Here is a 24201-nt window from a genome sequence, read left to right as displayed (position 1 = left end):
GAACCTGCTCTCTCGTAAAGATGGGGCGGGATGGCTCCCGCCCCATATTGCCACGGATACTAGTAGACGTCGTGCTGCGTGTTATACACGTTGAACTTGCCCGTCGGCGTGATCAGGCGCTTGTCCTTGATCACGGTCTTGAGCTTGCGCGTCTTGTCGTCAACCACGACGATGGCCGATTCCTGGGTCTTGCCGTTCCACACGGAGAACCAGACTTCGTCGCCCTTGTTGTTGTACTCGGGCTGTACCACGCGCTTCGGACCCTCGCCCAGGCCCGCCATTTCGGCGATCTTCACGACCTGGTAAGGCTTGTCGAGATTGGCAATATCGAACACCGCCACCGACTGGCTGATCTCGGCATTGGGGTTGAGCGCGGTGTCGACCCACAGGTTTTTGGACTTCGGATGGGTCTTGATGAACAGCGACCCGCCGCCCTGGCCTTTCAGGGTACGCACTACCTTCCATGCGTTCGCCTTGTGCTTCTCTTTATCGGTACCGATGAGCGCGATCGTATCGTCGCCGAGGTGCCCCGTCGCCCACACCGGACCGAACTTGGGATCAATGAAATTCGCTCCGCGTCCTGGGTGCGGGATCTTGCCCACGTCGACCAACTTCTCGAGCTCACCTTCCTTGGCATCCACCACCGCGATCTTGTTCGACTGGTTCGCGGCCACCAGGAAATAGCGCTTGGTGGAATCCCAACCGCCGTCGTGCAGGAAGCGTGCGGCGCCAATCTCGGTGACCTCGAGGTTATCGAGATCCTTGTAGTTCACCATCAGAATCTTGCCGGTTTCCTTGACGTTCACCACGAACTCGGGCTTGAAGTGCGAGGCCACGATGGAGGCCACGCGCGGTTCCGGATGATACTCCTGCGTGTCCACCGTGAAGCCGCGGGTGGCGACGATCTTGATCGGCTCGAGCGTGTCGCCCTTCATGATGGTGAATTGCGGCGGCCAGTAGGCTCCGGCGATCGCGTACTTGTCCTCATAGCCCTTGTACTTGGAGGTGTCGACCGAACGCGCCTCGAGGCCGATCTTGATCTCGGCAACGTTGTCCGGCTTTTCCATCCACAGGTCGATGAGGTTGATCTTGGCGTCACGGCCGATGACGTACAGGTAGCGGCCGGAAGCCGACGTGCGCGAGATGTGCACCGCGTAGCCGGTCTTCACGATATTCACGATCTTCTTGGTGTCGCCGTCGATCAGCGCCACTTCGCCGCTGTCGCGCAGCGTGACCGAGAACAGATTGGCGAGATTGATGTTGTTCAGCTTCTTCTTCGGACGCTTGTCGGGCGCGACCAGAACCTTCCAGGTGTCCTTCATTTCCTTCATGCCGAACTCGGGCGGCGTCGGCGGCTCGTGTTGCAGGAAGCGCGCCATGAGGTCCACGTCCTCGGCGGTGAGATCGCCGGAGGTGCCCCAGTTCGGCATGCCCGCGGGCGAACCGTAGTTGATGAACACCTTGAGGTAATCGGTGCCCTTCTTGAGGGTGATGTCCGGCGTCAGCGGCTTGCCGGTGGCGCCCTTGCGCAGCACGCCGTGGCAACCGGCGCAACGCTCGAAGTAGATCTGCTTGGCGCGGGTGAATTCCGCCGTGGTCAAGGCCGGTGCCTTCGGCGACACCACGGTCTCGGCCTCCTCGGGCTTGATCGGTACCGGCGCGCCCTTGTAGCGCATCTCGGTTTCCGGCGTGCCCGGATGGCCGGAAGGTTTTTCCTCCGCCATGGCACTGGTGAAGGACAGCGCCGTCGCTGTAATCAGACCGGCGGCGAATGCTGCGTGCTTATACTTCATATTGTGTTCCTCCGCGTCAAAGATGAGAAAAACCATTCAGAATCGTTGCAGTGGACGCACTGTATGTTTCAGGCCGTGGTCACTCCTTGATATAAATCAAGAATAACCACACTTGATATGAGTCAAATCAAAAATTGAAAATTGGCGCGAATCCGCGCGAGAAAGGGGTTTCAGCGCTCGGGTCGGCGCGAGCATCCGTCGCAGCCAGGACCGACGTCGTCGAGGCCGGAGGGGCCCATGTGCGATTCCATCGCCCGCACCAGCTCCAGCGCGCGCGGCGCGCGTTCCCGGCGCTTGCGCCGCTCGACTTCCGGCGGGCATTTGCGGTCGTTCCAGTAGGTCACCTGGCAGTCGAGGCAGTAGTGGCACTCGTTGGCGTTGATCTCGCCGTTCTTGCGGATCGCCTGCACCTCGCATTCGACCGCGCATACCTGGCACGGACGGCCGCATTCGCGGTGCCGTCGCAGCCAGTCGAAAATACGGAACTTGCCCGGGATGGTCAGCGCCGCGCCGAGCGGGCAGAGATACTTGCAATAGAACTTGCGGTTGATGGCCGAGACCAGAATGAGCGCGGCGGCAAACAGGACGTAACCCCACTCGCGCTGGAAACGCATGGTGATGGCGGTCTTGAACGGCTCGATCTCGGCCATGCGTTCGGCCTGCACCAGCGACTGCAGCGATACGCCGAACAGCGCCAGCAGGATGATGTACTTCAGGGCCCACAGCCGTTCGTGCACCATCTGGGAAAACTCGAACTGGCGTATATTGAACCGGCGCGCGATCTGCTGCGTCAGCTCCTGCAGCGCGCCGAACGGACAGAGCCAGCCGCAATAGACGCCGCGCCCCCAGAGCAGCAGCGTCACCGCCACGAACGACCACAGGATGAACATCATGGGGTCGATGAGAAAACCTTCCCACTGAAAACCGCGCATGATGGAATGCGTGAAGGTGAGCACGTTGACGACGGAGAGCTGCGCCAGCGAATACCAGCCGATGAAAAAAATCGTGTACAGCAGAAAACCGTCGCGCACGTAAACCAGCAGGCGCGGCCGTTTCGCGAGCCAGTCCTGGAACACCAATATCAATGTCAGGATGGTCAGGCCGGCGATCATGATCGCAATCTGGAAAGTGCGTTGGCGCCAGACGCCGACCCAGATGGGTTCCTCCTCGGCCGCGGCCATGGAAGCGGGTCCGGATTTCAGCGGCGTGGACGCGCGCGGCGCGGCAGTACCCGGGGCGCTGGCAGCCGGCCGTGAGACCGGCGCATCCGAGGTTGCCGGGAAAGTGGTCGTTGCCGGCTGCACCGGTTCGGCCGGCGCTTGCGCGGCCACGGGCAGGGCCGGCGGCGTAAGGCCGCGCGCTTCGGCCACGCGGCGGACGCTGCGCATCAGGGTGGCGTTCTCGACCATCACCGTGATGGTGGCCCCGGAGATGCTGTCGATGGCCACCTGACCCGGCGTGCCGGCGCCGATGACGACGTCGTCGAACACGGACTTGCCCTGGTACTGCCGCGCGAATTGCTGCAGGCGTTCCTCGGTGATGCCCACCACCAGGATGGGTTCCTGATGTTCGACGATGCGGATGCCGACGATTTGCCCGGCCAGATCGAAACCGACCAGGGTGTTGATGGGATGGCCGGAGTAAGCCGGGATGCGGAGGATGTCGGCCGTCAGGTAGGCATAGCCGAGCAGCCGGTCGCCCCGGTAAACGGCGGCGGCGGGCGGATTGCCTTCGATCGCGCCGAAGCGGTCCGCCTGCGGGAAAAACCCCTTCACCGCCGGATAGCGCGCATCGATGGTCTCGGCGCGCGCCGTGGCCGCCACGACCACGAGCAGGCACAGCATCAGCAGGCGCAGGATAATGGCCGGGTATTTCACGAAATACTCATGTGTACAGGATCGTAAGTAAACCACAAAGAATATCGCATGAATGCTGATATACGGAGGTTAGAGTGGCCTTGATGTGTGTCAATCATACACCTGCAAAACCATGGAATCCGAGCGAATAAGTGCGATCAAGAAACGCTAAGGGAGTGTTTCAGGTTAGGGTTTCCGCTATAAACCAAATGCGGTCATTCATCGCCAAAAAAATGATCAATTGAGCCTGAACTTACCTATTCAAAGAGCGAGGCGTTTGCTGATGCGGGTTACTACCCGTACTTCGTTCTTCCGGGTCAGATCGTGCTGCCAAATACGAACCACCTTCCACCCGGCCTTACGCAATGTTTGATTTACCAGCCGGTCGCGTGCCCGGTTTCGCTGAAGTTTTCGCATCCAGAATGCGCGGTTCGACCCCGGCTGTGTTGCATGCTTTGGGCAACAATGCCAGAAGCAGCCATCCACGAACAAAACCAAACGCTGCTGGTGGAAAACAAAGTCAGGCCTTCCGAACAACGGCTGGTGTCGTCGCCAACCGGTGATTTTATTGCGTCGCAAAATGCCTACTAATGCAAGTTCTGTCCGTTTGTTTTCGCGGCCACGAATTCGAGCCATGATGGCAGAGCGTTTTTGACTTGAGAATACATCGGCCATCTGTATCACCATGCATTGGGCTTAGACTTTTTATATACGCCCGCTTCCTTCTGACCGCAGATTCCAACAAAGTCGCAAATGGAGCACCGGCATTTGCCTTCAGCCGCAGCAGCTTTCGGCCCGCTATTGAACTTTCGATCACGGATTTCGGCAGCAGTTTGTGCGACTCGGCTCTGTGCAGATTCAAGATGCGGTTTATCTAACGGAACGCGCAGTTCTCGCTTGTCGTCCTGTTTCGCGCCAAGATACCGAACCAACCCCTCCTCTGGTTGGTATTCCAACTCCTTCTTCGCCGCGAGCGCATAGATCGCAAGCTGCAACTTCATTTCCTCCTCGTCCAATTTCGTGTGTTTGTCGGAATCAGGATCACCCGATTTGAAATCAATGAGTGTAACTCTAGGCGGATCATCGTGTCTGACAAGATCGATTGCTCCTGAAACTAATGCTCCCCCGTCCTTGTCAGGATATTCGACGAGCGTTTCAAAGGCCTTCTCCGGCTCAAACATCAGGCCATTGAGTTCGCCAGCAAAACGTTCGATATAATCTGCGACAACCTCTATCCCCTTTTTCCACATGTTTTTTGCCGGATCGCCCGTTGTATAGCGTAGATAGAAAAGACCGCGGTCAATTTGCTTTTGAATTTCCGCCTCAAGCTTCCTTCGATCGCCGGCCAACCTCACCCAACGTTGCGGTTCAGCATGAATCGCTCTCATAAGGTTGTGAACACCACGACCATAACCGAATGCTTGATCAATCGTTGGCGCGAATCCCATGACTTTTCTCAGATAAAAATCGTGTGGGCACGCCAAATAGTAGCGAAGGTCGGAAAACGAAGTCGCGAGTTGCAAATCGCGCATGTGTTCTTTGGGTGCGTACTTAAGCTCGCGCAACAGAGCCGCGGAATCATTTGTGACACGACCACCAGACTCTTCAATGATCTTGCGTAAACCGGGGATGCCTGGTTTCCTCTTTGTTCCTTTGACCCCCTGAATGAATCTTGACGTTTCTTCCCCAGAGTGGCTTATAAATAGAAATCTCTCCGCTCTAGTCAACGCTACATACATCAAACGCCTTTCGCCGTCGTGATTTTCGTTATCAGAAAGTCCCTCAACATCAATATCATGGGATATTTTTTCACCCAACGGCAGTTTCTTCTTTTGACGAGCATTATTTGAGGGAAACCGGCGAGCACAAACATCAGCCAAAAATATTGCTGGAAACTCTAATCCCTTGACCGCGTGAATTGTGCTGATCGTGACAGCTTCAGGCTGCACCATGAGCGGCTGCTCTTTCGCGCGGCCATCTTCCGCGCCATACTGGCAGAGGCCGATGATCTGCCATTTGTATGATTTCGTGTTTGTCCAGCCCGGTGTTTCGATTCCCGTAATCAACCCGCTCAGAGCGCCCAAGTGATACATCGCGGCCTGACCCCTCCCCTCACAGGTGTCCCAGTTTTCCACTTCCGCTTCCGAAAGCAGCCAATGAAAAAGCTGCTGCGGAAAAAGACGACGCAGTTCCTGTTTCCGTTCAAGAAAATTTCTCAATCCCTGCGTTCTCAGTATCTTCGTTTGTCCTGTGTGAAATGACTTGCCCTCGATCCTCTCGCGAATCATTGTGGCAGCAAGAACCGTTCTGTCTTCTACCTCACGGCTCATCGCGAGTTGGGACGATCGCAATTGTCGAGCCGCTGCACGAAGAACAGCTTCTGGCTCAGGCGCACAAGCAAGGACAGACTCAATACGTTTCGGCAGGCTCTTATTTCCGATTTTAGAACCGTAAAACTGGTCAATGCCCGCAGTAATTCCGATTGCGCCAATGAGAAACAGAACTTCAGGCTGCGAAAAAAGATCAGGGCCTGCTCGGACAATCGAAGGAATACCGGCTTTCTCTAGAGTTCGCATATATGTGCGAACGTCCGTGGACGAACGAACCAATATGGCAACATCGGAAAGTGTAAGCCCACGATGTTTACCGTCGCGCTTATCGTGCAACGCACCTTGCGCTTCGGTCGGAACAATTTCGCGAATTGCTTGCGAAATCCATTGAGCTTCGTCAATTCGTTTATCAAAACCTATCAACGCAACATGTGAAGGGTGATGGTCGGTTCGATGTTTACTCCCGTGCTTCATAGCGAGTGTTTCCATCGATCTGACCGATCCGATTGTTTCCGCCCATTTGTTTGCAACGTGGATGATTCGTTGTGTCGAACGAAAGTTTTCCTGCAAATCAACAATCTCGGCGTCCTTGTCCTTTTTGAATTCTTCCCAAAGCTCGGCGATCAGCTCTACTTTAGCCCCGCGAAAACCGTAAATAGATTGCCTATGGTCGCCGACAGAAATAAGCCTGCCAGATTCGTCAGTCAATAGACGGATGAGCTGCATTTGAATTGGGTTGATGTCCTGAACCTCATCGACAACGAGATGAACATTCGATTTCTGCAATTCCTTTCGTCTTTCCTTATCAGCTTCCAGGCAGCGAATAAACTCTGCCTGTGACGTGCTGAAATCCAGAAATCGCCGGCAGCGCAGATAGGCGTAGTAGCGGGCGGCGGAAACGGCTAGCGCTTTTGCGCTTTCTGAAGAACCAACGTCGGTAAGAAGCTTTGCCTTCTTGCACCACTCTTCCTCCGCTTCGCCAAGTTCAATCGGAGGAGGTGATTTTGGCAGGCGAACTGCGAACCGGTTATGCTCTTGAAGCTGGTCATAGGCTTGCGTGAATTGCTCGAAGGTTTCCGATTGACTAGCCTGAGAACCATCCTGGCGTTTTGGTAACGCCGCGCGTAGCTCTCTCAAGGCCAGCACGCCATTAAATCCGCGAAGTATCAGTGCCGCGCGTGCACTTTCGTCCAGAATGTCATAGTTATGATACTCATCGGGCCAAAACTCCCGAATCTTGGCAAGGCAGAAGCCATGAATCGTTCCCACATACATTCCACCAAGCGCGACTTCCTCGCCTTTTGGCGTGACTTTCCCAAGCCAAGTACGGATGCGAAACTTCATCTCCTCAGCTGCGCGATCCGTGAATGTAAAGGCGACAATTTGGTCTTTCGGCACATTTTCAACTCCCACCCACCAAGCGATGCGCCTCGCCATTACCTCAGTTTTACCTGAGCCCGCACCGGCAACGACAAGTACACGCCGTTTCGGGGATTGCACAGCATCTGCTTGCCGAGGGGTAAGCTTATTAAGCAGCAGTTGTTTCAAGTCAGCCATATTTATTATGGTGCGCTCGAACTTCACGAAAGTCGTTTTAAGACTCTCGCAATCTGAGTAGCGTGTCGACGAATGAACTCCGGGGGCAGGGCGTTACCAATCATTTGAGCAGCAGGGTATTTCCCACGTTCGAGAGAGAAGTAGTAATCAGGTGGGAAACTCTGAAGCAGCGCGGCTTCTCGCAGAGTGATCGAGCGGTTTCTTGTTGGATGGAGAAACCGTCCCTTGGATGGATTGCAGCAACCGCCGGTGATAGTCGGCGCAACGTCATTCCATTTCATGCGTCCATAAACGTCACTGAAACCATCGCATTTCCGGTGGCATTCAAGCTGCCATTTTTTGTCCAAATCTATTCGACTGCCTCCATCCTTGGGGATCAACCGGATGAGTTGTTTTACCTTCTCGCTACGCTGTTCGGGCAGATTATGCAGAACGTCGCGCTTTGCACGACGTTTTCCAAGTTTGGCAAACGTCTCTCCTACGGTGTGAATGCGACGAGCGGGTGCCGCAAAAGGGATTTCGGCACCATAACCAGCCAGGAGAATGAGCCGGCGTCGCCGCTGAGGTACGCCGAAATTGCGGGTATCCTTCACTTTCACATTCACGATGTAGCCCAACTGCCTCAACGCAGATTTGAGTTTCGGCAAACGTGCATTGTCTGCAAGGCCGGGTACGTTCTCCATCATGATGGCCTTTGGTCGAAGTCCTCTAACGAGGCGGAGAAACTCAAAGATCAGATCGTTTTGCTCATCTCTGATACGGCGTCCGCCATTGAGCCGACGTATCGCACTGAAACCTTGGCATGGTGGACATCCGGCAAGAAGATCGAGTTCGCCGCGTTTCAGACCAAGTGCCTTTAGGATCTGAGGAGACGTAAGTTTGCGGATATCTTTATGCCAAACCTGAACTTCGGGATGATTTACTTTGTAGGTTTGTACCGCCAGCGAGTCAATCTCCACAGCTCCGACAACATTAAAACCAGCCTGTTTTATGCCTAAAGTGAGGCCCCCACATCCACAAAATAAATCAATAGCGCGTGGCGCCTTTTGTATTTTTTTACGTCCGTCTTTCTGTTTTTTGGCTGGCATAATTGTGCACTATTCCACATAAAAACTATCACGGGGAGAATTTTTTCGTGTCAAATTAAATCGCAAAAGCGAACGCATAGCGTCCATCCGGAAATCTAATCTGTGGCCACCAAGCAGGATTTTTCCCGCGAGCATGGCCGGTCCTAAGCATAAATATGGTGATTTTGTCACGTGGCACTAAATCAGCTTCACCACCAGTCAAGATTCCTTGAGTCTCACGGCGGTTAGCCTCAAGTTCACGATCACGATCTACATAGACGTAGCCTGTCGTTTGCTTATGGAGATTGGCGAATTGAACGAGCGATTCTGCGACCGCAATTGGATTCCAAACATGTTCGGATTGTGCCTGATCTGGGATCGTCAATCGGATAAGAGCTTGCATATCCTCAATAGGCATCTCTGCGTAACTCTCATCAGGTATACTTTCCAGCTTCTTATTTAACTTCTCTGTAGATACCTTTACAGATTCATCACGCATGATTTGTGCAGGGTTGTAATTGCTGCCACCGGAGTACACTCCAATTGCACCTGGTGCCAAAATGTTTTTCCGTGTCGGGTTAAGTCCGCTCTCTACGTATACCCCGCGGAATTCTTCTGTCGGATTCCGGGCGATAAGGTCACGCAATCCGCGTTCCATCTTGTTGATGGCCTTGAAGACGATGTGTAGCTCCCGAGGAAGAAACAACCTCAACAACCCGATATCCTTCCTGCGATAACCGTACATGCGGGCATGCTGTAGCACCGTGTCAGCTTGTGGCTTTTTCGGGTTACGTCCATAGTAGCTGACCAGCAGGTTCTTTATGGTGACTCCACGGCCAAGTTTGTTTCCGCCGACAAAAAGGTTGTAAGGCGATCTGACGGCCACATCCTCGTCTGTCTCACCGTTGACTAATTTGACGGTGATACCCGGCGAGAAAAATCCAATAGCTTCCACCAGTTCTTCAAAACTGGTTGCCCTTAATCCATCATGGGTCGATGCTAAATCGTCATAAGCGGCCTTAAGCCGCTTAATGATCGTATGATTCCCTCCCTTCACACCAGCGGCCAAGTCTGTCTTGTACTTCCGCAGTAGATCGACGATGTGTTTATGGTCGTCTGTGCGGGTGCTTACGTGACAAAGGAAAGCGCAATTTTGATCGGCTTCCTTTTTCCGCTTGAACGTCGCAGCAACCATGAACGTATCCAAAGCTCGCAGAAGGGATTTTGGAATATCAAGCGTTGGGGTCGGCTGGGGACCGGGAGCAAGGATAGTGATGTCGTTCAAATCGAACTCCCTGACGAGATTCGATCTATCTCCAAAGAAATCCTCACCCCCAACGTATTCAGAACCGGGATGGCTCAAGACGGTGAACTTAGGTCTGAAATCATGCCCGGGGGTCTGCAGGAACAGGGCTTGCGGAGTAGCCGTTACCTGTAAATAAGTGTTCTTTTCGAAAAAGCCGCGCAACTCCGCAATTCTGTCGTTAATCGTACTCCTAGTGCCGTCGGCACGGCGTTCTCGTGTGTTAAGGCTGGCTTGATCTGCTTCGTCGTCGATGATCAAGCAGGTAAGCCCCCGCACCCTGCCCTTTTTAAAATTTTCAATGAGAGTCCTTAACAGACCGGAATTCTTAGATGTGACAATAGCGCAGGTCTCACCCTTAATTCGCTGAATGAAAGCATCGGCATCCTTAAAATCCTTTTTTCCGATAATATCGATTCCAGGGAAAGCCTCTTGTACTCGCCCTAGAGTCTGCTGATAAAGCGGATCAATGTCGGAAGTCAGAATGACGATTGTTCGGTATCCCTCATCTGCACCCATAGCACCTGTGACCGTTAAGACCCCAGTCTTTCCGCTCTGAACCAAACCATAGATAAGGCCGTTTATTTCTTCCTTCCCTCCGCTCAACGGATTGACCCATTTACTGATGACCTCCTCAGCGGTCTCGCTAATTTCCCTGACCTCGTCAGCATTGCCAATCTGCTTCTGCAACAACGCCAAGACTTGGTCACGATGTTTCATTGCGTTATTACCTCAAAACTGAAGAATTCTTTTCCAATCTGATGGCGCCACCTTTCCGTCTAGCTTTCCATCCGGGCCATTCACCTCGTAATGCTCACCATGTAGACGATAACAAGCTACATGAATCGTAGATTTTCTTGGAGCAGCGACCTTAAGGTAGTCATCGTACGTGAATGCAGCCACACCGTCGGCGCCGCAAATCAGTCCAATCACGGTTTTAAATTCAGAAGCTCTAGCCCGCAAAAGCAATTGTTCGTCGGCAGTAAACGAGAACCCCCATGGACTACGACCTCGCGTGCTGTATTTCAGGTGGACCAAAAGCTGATTATTTAAGAAAAAGAATGGGGGCTCGTATTGAATACTCATGATCTCACCCGTGCGAGCTAATAGGTGAAGTGCTGCTCCCTCGTAAAATTCCTGTTTCTTTATCGCCATTCTTGTTGGCCCATCAACGCTGGATAAATCAGATCAAATTCATGTTCTCTTAAATTATTAAAACGTTTTTCTTAAAGTGAATATTACCCTCACCAAATCAAAAAAGCCCGAATACGTAAAGTGCTCGGGCTTTTTAGCGAACGCTAATATTCCCCCGGGTTAGCGCACAAATCTCCGTCCTTGGTGCTCCCCTATGGCTCGCAGGTCAACGCACTGGAGAAACAGGTCCTTTGGGTCTTCTGCGGGCAAATTTAAGGGCATTGATTTCAGTCAAACACCAGGCCGCGCAACACGATAGAATCCGGCGGCAATCGATCAACAGGCGCAAACACGGTGGAAATAATCTACTTCACGCTGGTCGCCATCGGGCTCTATTTCGTCTCCGACTGGATACTGGACCGCATCGAGACGTCGCGCGGCCGCCCGTTCGAGAACCGCTCCGTCATCTTCTTCGTCATCATCCTGGTGCTCTCCGTCGTCTCGTTCCAGATCATCGGCCACCTGATGCGTTCGTAAGCCGCGCGCCAACGCAAAGGGCGGGGTCTCCCCCGCCCTTGGTTTTTTCCAATTGAAACTACCGTCAGAAGCGGACGTGCGCCGAGGTATTGAGGCTGGCGCGCGCGCCGCGCCAGTTGTCGACGTGAAACTTGGTGAACGGCAGGCCGGTCAGCTCGAAGAAGCGCGGCCAGCCGATGCGCTCGACCCATTCACCCATGCGCTCCCAGGCGTGCGCGTCCTGCTTGTACACGGCGAGGATTTTTTTCACGACCGCGGCCGCCTCCGGCCAGCGCGGCGGGTTGTTCGGGATGCCGGCGGCCACCAGCTTGTGCAGGCTGGGCTTGGAACGCGCGTTGGAATTCTTGCCGCCGACCCAGATGGCGATCTTGGAGTGCTCCGGATCGTTGATCTGCATCGGCGGGCACGGCGGATAACAGGCGCCGCAGCAGATGCATTTCCTTTCATCCACTTCCAGTGACGGTCTGCCGTTGACCATGGCGGGCCGGATCGCCGCCACCGGGCAGCGCGCCACCACGCTCGGCCGTTCGCACAGGTTCGCCACCAGATCGTGGTTGATCCTGGGGGGCTTGGTGTGCTGCACGTTGATGGCGATGTCGCCCTGGCCGCCGCAGTTGATCTGGCAGCAGGAGGTCGTGATCTTGACCCGGTTCGGCATGTCCTCGTTAATGAATTCCTGGTGCAGTTCATCCATCAACGACTTGACCACGCCCGAGGCGTCGGTGCCGGGGATGTCGCAATGCAACCAGCCCTGGGTGTGCGAGATCATGGACACGGAATTGCCGGTGCCCCCGATCGGGAAGCCTTCCTTGGTGAGCGCCTCGATCAGCGGTTTCACCTTCTTTTCATCCGCCACCATGAACTCGATGTTGGAGCGGATGGTGAAGCGCACATAGCCGTCGGCATATTTGTCGGCGATGTCGCACAGCTTGCGAATGGTGTGCACGTCCATCTGCCGCTGGGTTCCGGCGCGCACGGTCCAGACCTGGTCACCGGTGCGGGACACGTGATGCAGCACGCCGGGGCGCGGCCGCTCGTGCCATGACCATTGGCCGTAATTGCGCCGCAGGGTGGGATGCATGTACTGAAAATGATCCGGCGTGCCGGATTCGGTGGGCATGCGTGGTTGTGCTGACATGGATAACCTCCGTTGAATTCGTAATTCGTATTGCTCAGCCGGCCTTGACCTGTTTCAGGCGCTCGATCTCATCGTCCCAGCCGTCCAGCCGGACATAGGGATTGGTGCGGGGGTGGCGGACCATGTTCGGATCCACCTCCATGCCGAGGCCCTCGATCAGGTTATTAAGACCGATACGTTCGATCATCTCGCCGCAACGCTCGTGCTCCAAGCCGTTTTCCACCCAGAACTCCATGAGGTTCCGGCTCAGCGCAACCAGCTTCCCGAAATCCTCGTCGGTTTCCAGCTTCATGAACGGCACGATCATGGTTCCCAGGAGATCGCCGATCTTGAGCGTGCGCTTGCCGCCCGCGAGGATGGTGACGCCGCGGTCCTTGCCCGGCGACAGCGCCTTGGTCATGACATTGATGCAGTGCATGCATCTGACGCAGTTGCGGTTGTCGATCTCGAGCGTGTCGTCGGCCTTGAGCTTCAGGCACTGGGTCGGGCAGCGCGTGGTGACGTTGTCGATCACGTACTCGCGTCCCTTGGCCTTCACGAAATTCTTGACCTCCGCCTGGTCTACCTGGATGTCGTCGCGCCAGGTGCCGATCACGGCCATGTCGGAACGCTGCACCGAGTTCATGCAGTCGTTGCCGCAGCCCGAGAACTTGAACTTGAATTTGTACGGCAACGCCGGCCGGTGGATGTCATCGATGAAACTGTTCAGCACCTCGCGGTGGGCGCGTCCCTCGTCGTAACAGGAATGCTCGCAGCGCGCGTGTCCCACGCAGGACATCCCGGTGCGCACCGACGGTCCGGCCCCGCCCATGTCGAATCCCAGCTTGTTGAACTCGTCGAAGGCGGGCTGGATGTTTTCCGTGGTGCAACCCTGGAGCATGACGTCGCCGGTCTGGCCGTGGAGCGCGATGAGGCCGGAGCCGAACTTCTCCCAGATGTCGCAGAATTTGCGCAGCGTGGCAGTGTCGTAGTGCATGGCGGGCGCCGGCATGATGCGGATGGTGTGGAACTCCTTCGACTCGGGAAATTTCTCGGCGACCTCGGAGAAACGCGGAATCACGCCGCCGCCGTAACCGATCACGCTCGCGGTGCCGCCCTTCCAGTAACCCTTGCGGGTTTCGTAGGAGTGTTCCAGCTGTCCCAGCAGATCGACCGCCATGTCGTTGTCCTTGGCCAGGCGCTTGATGCCGGTGATGAAACTGGGCCAGGGACCGCTTTCGAGCTGATCCAGCATGGGGGTAGCGTGCATTTTTTTGCTCATGTGTGCCTCCAACGAACGGGGATGACTCTTGTGCGTGAGCCGGAATGGCCGGCTCCGAGGCAGACATGATCGTGAAATGCGCGGCGTCTGTGATTGATTTGGATCAACCATGAACGGCAATACGGCGGCTTTACTGTCGGAGATAACGAAATCTATCTCTTTCGGGGTGTAAAAAAGCGACTTAAAGAAGGGGCGGGTGTAACGGCCCGCCTCGGCAGAAAGGATTTACTGCATCGTCTCAGGGCGCACGCTGTGCCCGCCCATGCCATATGGCGCGGTAACATATATAGATAAACAGAAAGCCGCCGACGATGGAGATCAGTCCGCCCAGCCCCATGAGCCCCATGCCGGCGACGCGCTCCACCGTGTCGAGCTCCTGCGCCGCGCCCGCGACCTTGCGCTGCACGCCGTAACCGCCCGAAATCACCAGCCCCGACACGTGCAATAACTGACCGCCACCGTAGAGATACGGCTGGAGCCGGGCCAGTTTCGTGCCCGGTTTGCGGTAACCGAAATGCGGCAGGAGATAATAGGTCAACCCCATGAACGCCAGCGTCACGCCGACGATGCTGCCGTGATAATGCGCCGGGATGGTGACGTTGGTACCGGTGATGAGAAAACCGATCACGCCGCCGGCGCCGAACAGGACCATCGAGGCAATCAAGGCGGCACGCAGCGGCTGCGCGTCGCCCTCGGCGCGCTCCGCGCGCCACAACCCGTGCAACAGCGCCAAGCTCAGCGGCAGCGCCGCCAGGCTGCCGCCATACTGCATGAGCCAGGTGAACAGCTTGATGTGCTCCACCGAGGTCACGGCGTAGGAGTAATAGATGATCGGCGTGAAAAACACGGCGATCAGCCCGAAGCCGAAAAAGATCAGCGCCACGCGTGGGCTCAGGGCCAGACGCACGCGGCTCTCCGAGGCCAGCCACAGCCAGGACACCAGCATCAGCAGCGTGTAGGTGAATTGCAGCACATGCCCGCCGCCCCAGAACAGCAGTTCGTAATACGGCTTGCCGGCGAGCGCCGCCGGAACCGCGAAGTACGACCAGGCGAAGGCGATGAGCGCCAGCATCGTCGACACCGCCGCCGTGTTGAGCCCGAAACGCAGCGCCGCCGCGCCCTGCATCCACTGGCCCACCGGCGGGATCGCGCCCATGGCGCGCAGCACCAGCACGCCGGTGCCGGCGGCGAACAGCAGCAGGCCGGCCAGGAACAGCGGGTGTTGCAGCACCGGGATATAGTTGCTCATCAGCGCCTCGCCCGCGCCCAGGAACGGCGCAGTCGCCATCACCAGCGTTCCCAGCACGGCGAGCAACAGCGCCAGCCGGCCGGCGGTGAGAAAGCGCGGCGTGGAATTGAGGCTCCACAGCACGCCGCCAAAGGCGAGGAACCACACCAGCACCGAAAGATCCACGTGCACCACCAGCGCGGTGTGGAAAAAATCCACCCACGGGAAAAAATCCTGCACGTAGGGCGCGCGCGCCAGCACCAGCAGCACCGAGAAAATTCCCGAGACCAGCAGCGAGGCCAGCCCGAGCAGCAGCCAGCCGCGCGCCAGGCTGCGGCGCGCGTCGTCGGGAATCGGTAGCGAGAAATCGGAAAGGTTCATTATGATTTTTGAAACCACGGATAAACACAGATGAACACGGATTAAACCAGAAACTTTAATTATCTGTGTGTATCTGTGTTCATCTGTGGTTCAAGATTTTTATTTAAATATAAAACCACCGGCACGGGGGTTGAAATCGACCACGAACACCTGGCCCGGCGCCAGGGTCATCTCCGCCTCCTTCGTGTAGTTGAAGTCGGGCACGCGCACGCTGTCTTTCAAACGCGCGCGGAAGCGATGCTGCCCCGCCGGCACCGGGAAGCGCTGATACACGGTGGAGGCACCATCGCGCGAGAGGCCCCGGGGCGGCAGTTCCGCCCGGTAGACCGGTTTGCCATCCAGTTCCAGTTCGAACGTCACGGGAGAACGCTCGCGCCCGCACTGCGTTGGCAGACGCATGTTGGGCGGCAGCTTTTCCAGTTCCTCGGCGGTGCGCACGCGACACTCCTCCAGCGGTTGCCCGGCATGGCTGAAGCTGACCTTGATCAGGGCCTGGTCGGACGGGAAATGCACGTAGGCCGGGGCCACCGAGAAGTAGCCGATAAATGCCACAAACAACCCGTAGAACAGGGCCTGCCCGGAATATTGCATGATCTTTTTCAGCATGGCTTGCCTCTTGTCGTCATTATTTATATGAATTCTTGCCGCAGAGACGCAGAGAAAAACTGAGTTTCTTTAGCAGAAAAATCTCTGCGTCCTCTGCGTCTCTGCGTTGAATATTCATATAAAAATTTCTCTTCATTAGTCCAGATTCCGGTGCAGCCGCGCGTCGTGGGTGCGGAAGTGCCCGGTGAACCACTCCCCCAGGCGCAACGCGAACTGCTGTTCATCGAAAGCTTCGCTGTCGCCGTCCTCGTAATCGTCCATGATATCGCGGATTTCGTCCAGCAGACGCTCGTGATCCGCCTTGTGTTCGGCGAACTGCGCGTAATTTTTCGCGCGCATGAGGTTTTCCTCGAGCGCGAAGTGGGCGGAGATGCGCGCATAAATCTCGCCCAGGAAATCCGGCACGGTGACGCCGGCGTCGGGACGTTGCAGCCGGTCGTAGGTTTCATTCACGAGCCCGATCAGCTCGCGATGCTCGTGATCCACCGCCGCGACCCCGACGGAGAATTTCTCATCCCATTCGATAAGTGACATTGCGCATCTCGCTCTGTGCAGTTGAACCGGATGGCGTTCCGCCCTGCGGGGTCGGGCCCATGTCCCGCAATTGTGCCCGGAACGCGGCGACCCGGCGCGCCAGTTCCGCGCCGTCCCGCGGTCCGGCCCAGACCGTGGCCACCCGGTTGCGCGGCACCCGGCCGCGCAGGTAAGGATCGCGCTGTCCCGCCAGGCGCTGTTCCGTCCAGTCTACGCCGAGGCGCTGGTAACAGTCGCCGGCGGCGCAGCCGACCAGCATCACGCCATCGGCGTGGCGGCGACTGAGGGCAAAATCGATGAAGGAAGGCGGCAAGGCCCCGACGCAAGGCAGCGTGACCACCCCGACGCCCGCTGTCTCCAGCGCACCCAGGTCGCTACCGCCGCGACAGGCATACACCAGCACGCGGTCCGGCCCGGAAAGCGGGGCCATGACATCCAGCGTGCGTTGGCGCATCGCGCGCACCGGCAGCAGCGGCATGTCGATGCCCGCCACCAGTTCCGTGGTGCGCCGGAACGGCGTGGCCGTGGGACAGGCGCCGGCGCAGATGCCGCAGGCCGTGCACAAATCCGGATCCACCGCAGCCTGGCTGGCATACGGCAGCCCGTCGGTGCGTGGCTGCATGATCACCGCGCTATAGGGGCAGTCCGCGAAGCAGCGTCCGCAGCCGTTGCAATTCGGCAGGCTGACCACGGCCGCGGCCGCCTCCCGCCGGCGCGGCAACCACGGCAGCAGCATCAGCAGCAAGCTGCCGCCGCCCGCCACCGCCCAGATGGCGCCCGGCGACCAGGCCTCGATCAGGGGATAAAGCGTGAGATAAAACCAGTCGGGCCGGACCACGCTGACCACGGTGTCGAGATCAGCCGGTCCCTGGCTCAACGCCGGGTACACGAGCGACAGCAGCGTCAGCGCCGCCAGCGTGCCGAGCATGATCGCGCGCGGCGGATTGGTCCGGGCGCGGCTGATGCGCTGGATATGGATCCACATGCCGAGCAGCAGGAACAGCGGGATGCCGAGGTGCATGAAGAACATCAGTGAGAAGAAGCGGTCGCTGACCGTCGCGCTGTCGAGAAAGTTGCGCGCGATGGATTCGCCGAACAGCGGCAACCAGTCGAACCATTCCGCGGTCACCACCGCGATGTACTGGGCCAGGCGGTCCCACACCAGCCAGTAGCCGCTGATGCCGGAGGCGTACAGGAACCACAACAGCATCACGCCCGTGAGCCAGGCATACCAGCGCACGCCGCGGTAGCGGTCCAGTACGAACTCGCGCGCCAGATGCAGCAGTACGACGATCACCATCGCATCCGAGGCATAGCGGTGCAGGCTGCGCGCGACGCCGCCGAGATACCATTGGGTGTGCGTCAGGTATTCGACCGAGCCGTAGGCGCCGTCGATGCTGGTTTCGAAAAAGATGAAGAGATAAATGCCGCTGACGGCCACGATCCAGAAAAAGAAAAAACCCAGCGCCCCGAGATGATAAAACGGGTTGATCCGGGGGCCGAAGGCGGCATCGAAGGTGTTCTCGACCAGCGCAAACGCCCGGCGGCCCGCATGCTGTAGCGCCTCAATCAAGCTGGAACCCTGATAAAAAGAATCAACCGCCAAGACGCCAAGAACGCCAAGTTTTCAATTTCTAAAACCCGCTTTCTTGGCGCCTTGGCGCCTTGGCGGTTCAAGATCATTTTGATATTCGTTTGGGAAACAGAGTATGGCCCGGGTCAACCCTGCCGGCGACGGCGTGTGCGCCGCCACTCGCGCAGCACCAGAAAACTCACGATGCCGATAGAGCTGGCGCCGATGAAAAGGCCCAGGAAAATCGAGTAATCGAAGCGGTACTTGTCGGTGGTCGGGTCGTAGACCGTGCAGAACAGCTTGATCTTGTTGCTGAGGCTGGAGAGCAGCGAGGGGGTGACCGGTTCCCCGAAGACCAGTTCTTTCAGCGGCTCCACCAGCAGCGGGGTATCGAAGGTCATGCCGTAAACCTGGCGGTAAATCTTTCCCTGCGCGTCGATCACCGTGGCCTGGATCAGGTGATCGAAGCCGTGCGGCGCGGCATAGGAAATGAAGCCGAGATCTTTGGTGAGGCCTTCCATTGCCGGCGCGTCGGCGCTCAGGAACTGCCAGCCGGGCATGTCGATGCCCTGATCCCGGGCGAACTGGCGCATGGCCACCGGCGTGTCCTTGGGCGTGTCGAAACCGATGGTCAGGACATTGAAACTCTCCTGCCCGAGCGCGCCGCGCGCCGTGCGCGCCACCTTGGCAAGATGCTGCGTCGTGGTCGGGCAGATGTGATAGCAGCTGGTGTAAATGAGGCTGATCACCAGCGGCTTGCCGCGATACTCCGACAGGCGCCGCTTGCTTCCGTCGGTCGCGGTCAGCGTGTAATCGCCGACGGTCTTGCCGATCACGCCCTGGCTCAGGGCGAGCGCGGCCTTTTCATCGAACTTCGATGCCGGACTCCCTGCCGCCGACACCGGCGGCGGGTTGTGCCTGTTGGCGTCATGCGATGTGACAGCCACGGCGGCCGGCGCCACGAGCAGGCCGGCGATCAAGCAGATACGGGAAATTAACGAGATCAAATGCATGCACCATCATAACAAAGGAACGGCCGGGCAGGCTCAGCCTGCCCGGCCTCCCTTACGCGAACCGGCCCAGTGGTCCGCGTATTACAACCCGATTGGTCAGCCCAATCCCCAGACTTGAGAAAGGTATTTCCAGTTGACGAAGTAGTACAGGATGAACGCGGTCAGGAACACCAGCGCCAGCACCAGCGTGCCGGGCACGGAAATCCCGCCGATGCCGATGCCATGCAGGCCCGGCGCCACCGGCTCGGCGATCAGCGGGACCGGGCCCCTGGTCTCGCCGCGGCGCTTGCCGAAGAACACCGAGCCGACGATCTGCAGGATGAACAGGCCGCCGCCGATCACCGCCAGGATGACGCTGATGCCCGTCAGGCCCAGCAGCAGGTAGGCGGTTTCCGGAAACTGATGGCCGAAGATGGCGCCGCTGAACGAGATGTCCCAGTGCCGCCGCGGCACGCCCAGCGTGCCGGCGCCCATCATGAACAGACAGAATCCGGCCATGCCGATGCCGAACAGGTAGGGCTGGAATTTCGAAAGCGACGGAAAAATGATTTCACGCCGGAACAGTACCGGCACCAGCCAGTAGGTCAGCGCCATGAAGGCGAGCGTGGTGCCGCCCACCACGGTGGCGTGGAAATGTCCCGGCACGTACAGGGTGTTGTGGATGATCAGGTTGATCTGCTCCGTGCCCATGACCACACCGGAGATGCCGCCGAGGAAACCGAAAATCAGGATCGACAGGAACACGCCCGCGAACGACGGGTTGCCCCACGGCGCCTTGCGCAGCCATTCGAACAGCCCCTTGTTGAAGCCGCGCTTGCGCTGCGCCGCCTCCATCGCGCCCGGTACCGTCAGGCCGTGGATCATGCTCGCCAGTACCGCCAGGTACATGGCATAGCTGGTGTTGAAGATCTTCCATTCGGTGCCGATGCCCGGGTCCACCAGCAGGTGATGCGCGCTGGCGAGTTGCAGGAACAGGATGTACAACAGGAACGCCGAGCGCGAGACCTTCTCCGACAGCGGCCGCGCGCCGAACACCACGCCCATCACCGCGTACCACACGGCGATATGCGCCGACACGTTGATCTGCTGCGAGGAATGGCCCATGCCCCACCACAGGATACGGTACATCAGCGGGTCGATATGGTTGATGTAACCGATCTTCCACAGGAAGGTGGGGATCAAAATGATGGCGCCCGAGGCGATGGTGAAGATGGCGATGATGCAGGCGGTCAGCGCGCCAAAGGTGACCAGCGGAATCGAGCCTTCCCCATAGGTGCGTTCCGCGCGCGCGATCACCAGCGTGCCCAGAAACACGAAACAGCCGATCAGGGCGCCGACCGCGAACAGGATCAGGCCGAGGTAGAAATGCGGTTCCGCCGACATCGGCACGTAGGACGTCATCATCACGCTGGAACGGCCCTGGAAGATGGAGACCATGGTCGTGATCGAGCCCACCACCATGAGCGCGAAGCCGAGCCAGGCCCAGCGCGGTGTCGCCAGTCGCGATCGCAGCAGCGTACTGGAGGTGAAATACAGCACCGCGATTTCGAAGAAAATGATCCAGAAGATCAGCACGCTCAGGCCGTGCGCAGTCAGCAGCATGTAGAACGAATCCGCCTGCAACAGGTGCACCGTGGGCCAACGCGTCAGGCCCATCAGCAGGCCGAGCACGCCGCCGAGAGCCAGGAACACGATGCCGGCGACGGCGTTCAGTTTCATCAATGTCTCGGCCGGCTTGTGGAACAGCAGGCCGGTGTCGGGACAGGTTCGGAATTCCGCAGTATTCGCCATGGGCCTCTCCTCCTTACTTCACGTAAATTTTGCCGATCATCGTGTGATGACCGATGCCGCAGTATTCGTTGCAGATCACCGAGAATTCGCCGGATTTGTTGGGCGTGATTTTCATTACCATCTCGTAGCCGGGAATGACCTGGACGTTGATGTTCTCCGGTTGCAGCGAAAAACCGTGCTGCCAGTCCACCGAGGACAGGTGCAGGCGGTAGGTCTGGCCCTTTTCAAGCTCCAGCGCCGGATACCATTCCCACAAGCGCGCCAGCATGTAGATGTCGGCGCCCGCGGGTGCGCGCACCACCGGCATGTTGCGCGCGGTTTCCGTGCGGATCGTGTACTTGTCCACCATCGCCTGTACTTTCTGGGTATACATCTCGGGCGTGGTGCGATAGGCCTCGCTGGAAAGATTCTGCTTACCGTAAACGTGCCAGTAAGGCATCATGATGAACATCACGATCGCCCACACCAGCGCGATGGCGACCCAGAAAAGCTCGACAGCTTCGATCGGTTCTTTCCACCACAGTCGTTCTGCAGGAGGGGTAAGGGCCATGTGTGCGTCTCCCGATTGTTATTTGGCGAGGGGCAAGGTGACGATTTCCATGACGCCCCACAGGATGTAAAACACCGTGGGCATGGTCACGCCGAGGAACAACAGCAGAAACGGGTTATCCAGCACCCGCTGCATCGCCGGCACTTTTTCGTCCCGGCCTGATTCCGTGTTTTTGGCTGCTGACATGTTCACACCTCCAGAGATGATCGTTGGGCCATTGTGCCGGGCCGCTCTGAGCGCCGCGCCGGCTCCATATATATAACCAATTGCTAATACTGCGACGGAATGCCGCTGCGAATTTAAAACTGATTGGGCAGCGCGGGAACTTGACTTAGATCAATTTGGCCAAAAATGTTTTAAACTCTGGCGCCGGTCAATCACGCATGCCATCGCATCGCCAATAAAAATAGCAGGCGTCCGGTATTTCGCCATGACCAACATCAAGAGCAAAAAAACCATCCGGCGCTTGTCATCATCGCCGGCTGCTCTTAACCTGATCCGCCCATGACCACACACGCCCCTCACCGCCAGGCATCCGGCAGCGGCCTTTACACGCTGCTGGTATTCGTTTCGATCATGCTGGTGCTGATCGTGGTGATACTGAGCGCCTGGCTGCGACTCTCGGGCAGCGGTCTCGGCTGCACCGAATGGCCGTCGTGTTACGCGCTGATAAAAACGGAAATAAGCGGCGCGGAATCGCTGGCCGCCGCGCATCTGGTGCCGCCGTGGGCCACCCTGACGCATCGCCTGGTGGCCTCCGCGCTCGGGGTGCTGGTGCTGGGGATCGTGGTCGCGGCCTGGCGCCGTCGCCGGCAACCGGGACAATCCGTCCTGATCCCGCTCGCGGTCCTGGGGCTGACCGTGTTTCTCTCGGTGCTGGGTTACAAGACGCCTTCGCCGCTGCTGCCGTGGGTCACGCTCAGCAACCTGCTCGGTGGCATGGCGATGCTGGCCATGTTGTGGTGGCTGGGGCAACGCTCGGTATCAACGCAAACAGGAGTCACGCCAAGACATGAATTGCGGCCATGGGCGCTCCTCGGAATCTTCGTCGTCTTCTTTCAGATTGCGCTCGGCGGCTGGGTCAGCGCCAATTTCGCGGCGCTGGCCTGTACCGATCTGCCCGGATGCGCTGCCTATCCCTGGACCGACGGCCCGTGGCGCGAGAGTTTCAACCTCGCGCGCGTATTGCCGGCCACCGATGCCGGCGCCGTGATCACCGGCGATACCGGCAAGATCATTCATCTCGCGCATCGCGCGGGGGCGGTGCTCACATTCCTTTATATGGCCTGGCTCGGCTGGCGCGCCCTCGGGTCGGGCAGCCGTTACCGCAGCACCGGCATCGCGATGCTGGTGTTCCTCGCGCTGCAAATATCTCTCGGCATCGGCGCCATCGCCACCAGCCTGCCCCTCAGCCTGGTCACGGCACATAATGCGGTAGCCGCGCTATTATTGCTGTCGGTGGTGAACCTGTATCACCTGCTGACGCCACGGACTTGAGGATTTCTGTTTCCATGAATGCACATCGAAAGCAAATCGCCGTGTGGCTGCTGATCGTGGCGGCCATGATTTTCCTCATGGTGGTGCTGGGCGGGACCACGCGCCTGACGCGTTCGGGCCTGTCCATCGTCGAATGGCGGCTGTTCGAGGGCACGCTGCCGCCGCTGACCGAGGCGCACTGGCAGGAGCTGTTCGAGCTGTACAAAAAAACACCCGAATATCAAAAAATCAACGTCGGCATGGATCTCGCGGGTTTCGAGAAAATCTTCTGGCTCGAGTACCTGCACCGGCTCTGGGGCCGGCTGATTTTTTTCGTGGCGCTGGTGCCGCTGCTGTGGTTCCTGTGGCGCGGCCGTATCGAGAAAAAACTGATCCCGCGCATGGTAGCAGTGCCACTGCTGGTGGCGCTGAACGGCGTGCTCGGCTGGTTCATGGTGGCGAGCGGGCTGGTCGATATCCCGCGCGTCAGCCCCTACCGCCTGACCGCGCACCTCGGGCTGGCGGTGGCGATTTACGCCTATATCCTGTGGATGGGGCTGAACCTGCTGACAGACCGGCCGGCGGGCGGCGCGCCGCCGGAATTGCGGCGCTTTGCCCACGTCGTCACGATGCTGGTGTTCCTCATGATCCTCACCGGCGGATTCGTCGCCGGCACCAAGGCGGGGTTTGCCTTCAATACCTTCCCGCTGATGAATGGCCGGTTTTTCCCTGAAGGCATGTATGCCATGCAGCCGTTCTGGACCAACCTGTTCGAGAACATCGCCACGGTGCAGTTCAACCACCGCCTGCTGGCGTATCTACTTTGTCTTTTGATACCGCTCTTCTGGTGGCAGGTGACGCGCGCGGACCTGCCGCATCGTGCGCGGCGGGCGGCGCATCTGCTGCTTGGCTGGCTCGTGGTGCAGGTGGGGCTCGGCGTCGCCACGCTGGTGCATGTCGTGCCGGTTTCACTGGGCGCGGCACACCAGGCTGGCGCGCTGGTGCTGTTCAGTCTCGCGCTGCACTCGCTTCACACCCTGCGCGCGTCCCGCGGTGCCTGAGCGGCGGCGCCG

General features: G+C 58.1%; 20 protein-coding genes. 3 read left to right on the top strand and 17 right to left on the bottom strand.

Annotated elements, in window-relative coordinates; translation table 11 throughout:
- Positions 1-59: 59 nt before the first annotated feature.
- From SCL_RS01305 to SCL_RS13895, 7 genes are all read right to left on the bottom strand, one after another.
- Positions 60-1724 (bottom strand): cytochrome D1 domain-containing protein, encoded by a 1665-nt coding sequence (locus SCL_RS01305; RefSeq protein WP_096361788.1) that lies wholly within the window; start codon positions 1722-1724, stop codon positions 60-62.
- A gap of 239 nt (positions 1725-1963) precedes the next feature.
- Entirely contained in the window at positions 1964-3670 is a 1707-nt protein-coding gene (locus tag SCL_RS01300) for a NosR/NirI family protein (protein ID WP_197702667.1), read from the bottom strand.
- A gap of 240 nt (positions 3671-3910) precedes the next feature.
- On the bottom strand, positions 3911-4324 hold the full coding sequence (locus SCL_RS01295) for a very short patch repair endonuclease (protein ID WP_096361786.1): 414 nt from the start codon (positions 4322-4324) through the stop codon (positions 3911-3913).
- A 5-nt stretch (positions 4325-4329) separates the two neighbouring features.
- Complete coding sequence (locus SCL_RS01290) at positions 4330-7536, bottom strand: ATP-dependent helicase (protein WP_096361785.1); 3207 nt, start codon at positions 7534-7536, stop codon at positions 4330-4332.
- A 23-nt stretch (positions 7537-7559) separates the two neighbouring features.
- Positions 7560-8624: a DNA cytosine methyltransferase gene (locus SCL_RS01285; RefSeq protein WP_096359253.1), complete on the bottom strand. Its 1065-nt coding sequence runs from the start codon at positions 8622-8624 to the stop codon at positions 7560-7562.
- Between the two features lie 55 nt (positions 8625-8679).
- The gene (locus SCL_RS01280) at positions 8680-10626 is read right to left on the bottom strand and encodes a Z1 domain-containing protein (RefSeq protein ID WP_096359252.1); all 1947 of its coding nucleotides are present in this window, start codon (positions 10624-10626) and stop codon (positions 8680-8682) included.
- Positions 10627-10638: 12 nt separating this feature from the next.
- Positions 10639-11061: a hypothetical protein gene (locus SCL_RS13895; protein ID WP_148664941.1), complete on the bottom strand. Its 423-nt coding sequence runs from the start codon at positions 11059-11061 to the stop codon at positions 10639-10641.
- Positions 11062-11394: 333 nt separating this feature from the next.
- On the opposite strand from SCL_RS13895, the gene SCL_RS01275 reads away from it, so the two are divergent.
- Positions 11395-11577, top strand: coding sequence for a hypothetical protein (locus SCL_RS01275; RefSeq protein WP_096359251.1), 183 nt, complete (start codon positions 11395-11397; stop codon positions 11575-11577).
- Between the two features lie 64 nt (positions 11578-11641).
- Here the strand turns inward: SCL_RS01275 and dsrB are convergent, their stop codons facing one another.
- The 10 genes from dsrB to SCL_RS14205 all read right to left on the bottom strand — a co-directional run bounded on the left by dsrB (position 11642) and on the right by SCL_RS14205 (position 21838).
- Positions 11642-12715 carry a dissimilatory-type sulfite reductase subunit beta gene (gene dsrB / locus SCL_RS01270; RefSeq protein ID WP_096359250.1) on the bottom strand — a complete coding sequence of 358 codons (1074 nt, stop codon included), beginning with the start codon at positions 12713-12715 and terminating at the stop codon, positions 11642-11644.
- Between the two features lie 34 nt (positions 12716-12749).
- Positions 12750-13976 carry a dissimilatory-type sulfite reductase subunit alpha gene (dsrA, locus tag SCL_RS01265; RefSeq protein WP_096359249.1) on the bottom strand — a complete coding sequence of 409 codons (1227 nt, stop codon included), beginning with the start codon at positions 13974-13976 and terminating at the stop codon, positions 12750-12752.
- A 238-nt stretch (positions 13977-14214) separates the two neighbouring features.
- The gene (locus tag SCL_RS01260) at positions 14215-15585 is read right to left on the bottom strand and encodes a cbb3-type cytochrome c oxidase subunit I (protein WP_096359248.1); all 1371 of its coding nucleotides are present in this window, start codon (positions 15583-15585) and stop codon (positions 14215-14217) included.
- A gap of 99 nt (positions 15586-15684) precedes the next feature.
- Positions 15685-16191: a hypothetical protein gene (locus SCL_RS01255; RefSeq protein ID WP_096359247.1), complete on the bottom strand. Its 507-nt coding sequence runs from the start codon at positions 16189-16191 to the stop codon at positions 15685-15687.
- Between the two features lie 135 nt (positions 16192-16326).
- On the bottom strand, positions 16327-16725 hold the full coding sequence (locus SCL_RS01250) for a bacteriohemerythrin (protein WP_096359246.1): 399 nt from the start codon (positions 16723-16725) through the stop codon (positions 16327-16329).
- Positions 16703-18298: a cytochrome b N-terminal domain-containing protein gene (locus SCL_RS01245; protein WP_172425868.1), complete on the bottom strand. Its 1596-nt coding sequence runs from the start codon at positions 18296-18298 to the stop codon at positions 16703-16705. Before SCL_RS01245 ends, SCL_RS01250 begins: the two co-directional genes overlap by 23 nt.
- Before the next feature lie 146 nt (positions 18299-18444).
- Positions 18445-19311, bottom strand: coding sequence for an SCO family protein (locus SCL_RS01240; RefSeq protein WP_096359244.1), 867 nt, complete (start codon positions 19309-19311; stop codon positions 18445-18447).
- A gap of 96 nt (positions 19312-19407) precedes the next feature.
- Complete coding sequence (locus tag SCL_RS01235) at positions 19408-21102, bottom strand: cbb3-type cytochrome c oxidase subunit I (protein WP_096359243.1); 1695 nt, start codon at positions 21100-21102, stop codon at positions 19408-19410.
- 13 nt (positions 21103-21115) lie between these two features.
- A complete protein-coding gene (locus SCL_RS01230; RefSeq protein ID WP_096359242.1) occupies positions 21116-21652 on the bottom strand; it encodes a cupredoxin domain-containing protein in 537 nt (178 codons plus the stop codon).
- A gap of 18 nt (positions 21653-21670) precedes the next feature.
- Positions 21671-21838 (bottom strand): hypothetical protein, encoded by a 168-nt coding sequence (locus SCL_RS14205; protein WP_172425867.1) that lies wholly within the window; start codon positions 21836-21838, stop codon positions 21671-21673.
- Positions 21839-22156: 318 nt separating this feature from the next.
- Here SCL_RS14205 and SCL_RS01225 point away from each other — a divergent pair, with 318 nt between their 5' ends.
- Together SCL_RS01225 and SCL_RS01220 are read left to right on the top strand one after the other, a co-directional pair.
- Complete coding sequence (locus SCL_RS01225; RefSeq protein WP_096359241.1) at positions 22157-23149, top strand: COX15/CtaA family protein; 993 nt, start codon at positions 22157-22159, stop codon at positions 23147-23149.
- A 14-nt stretch (positions 23150-23163) separates the two neighbouring features.
- Entirely contained in the window at positions 23164-24189 is a 1026-nt protein-coding gene (locus tag SCL_RS01220) for a COX15/CtaA family protein (RefSeq protein WP_096359240.1), read from the top strand.
- Positions 24190-24201: the final 12 nt, after the last annotated feature.

Origin of the sequence: Sulfuricaulis limicola (genome assembly GCF_002355735.1) — a bacterium.
Classification (GTDB): Bacteria; Pseudomonadota; Gammaproteobacteria; order Acidiferrobacterales; family Sulfurifustaceae; genus Sulfuricaulis; species Sulfuricaulis limicola.
This window is presented reverse-complemented; position numbering and strand designations above follow the sequence as displayed.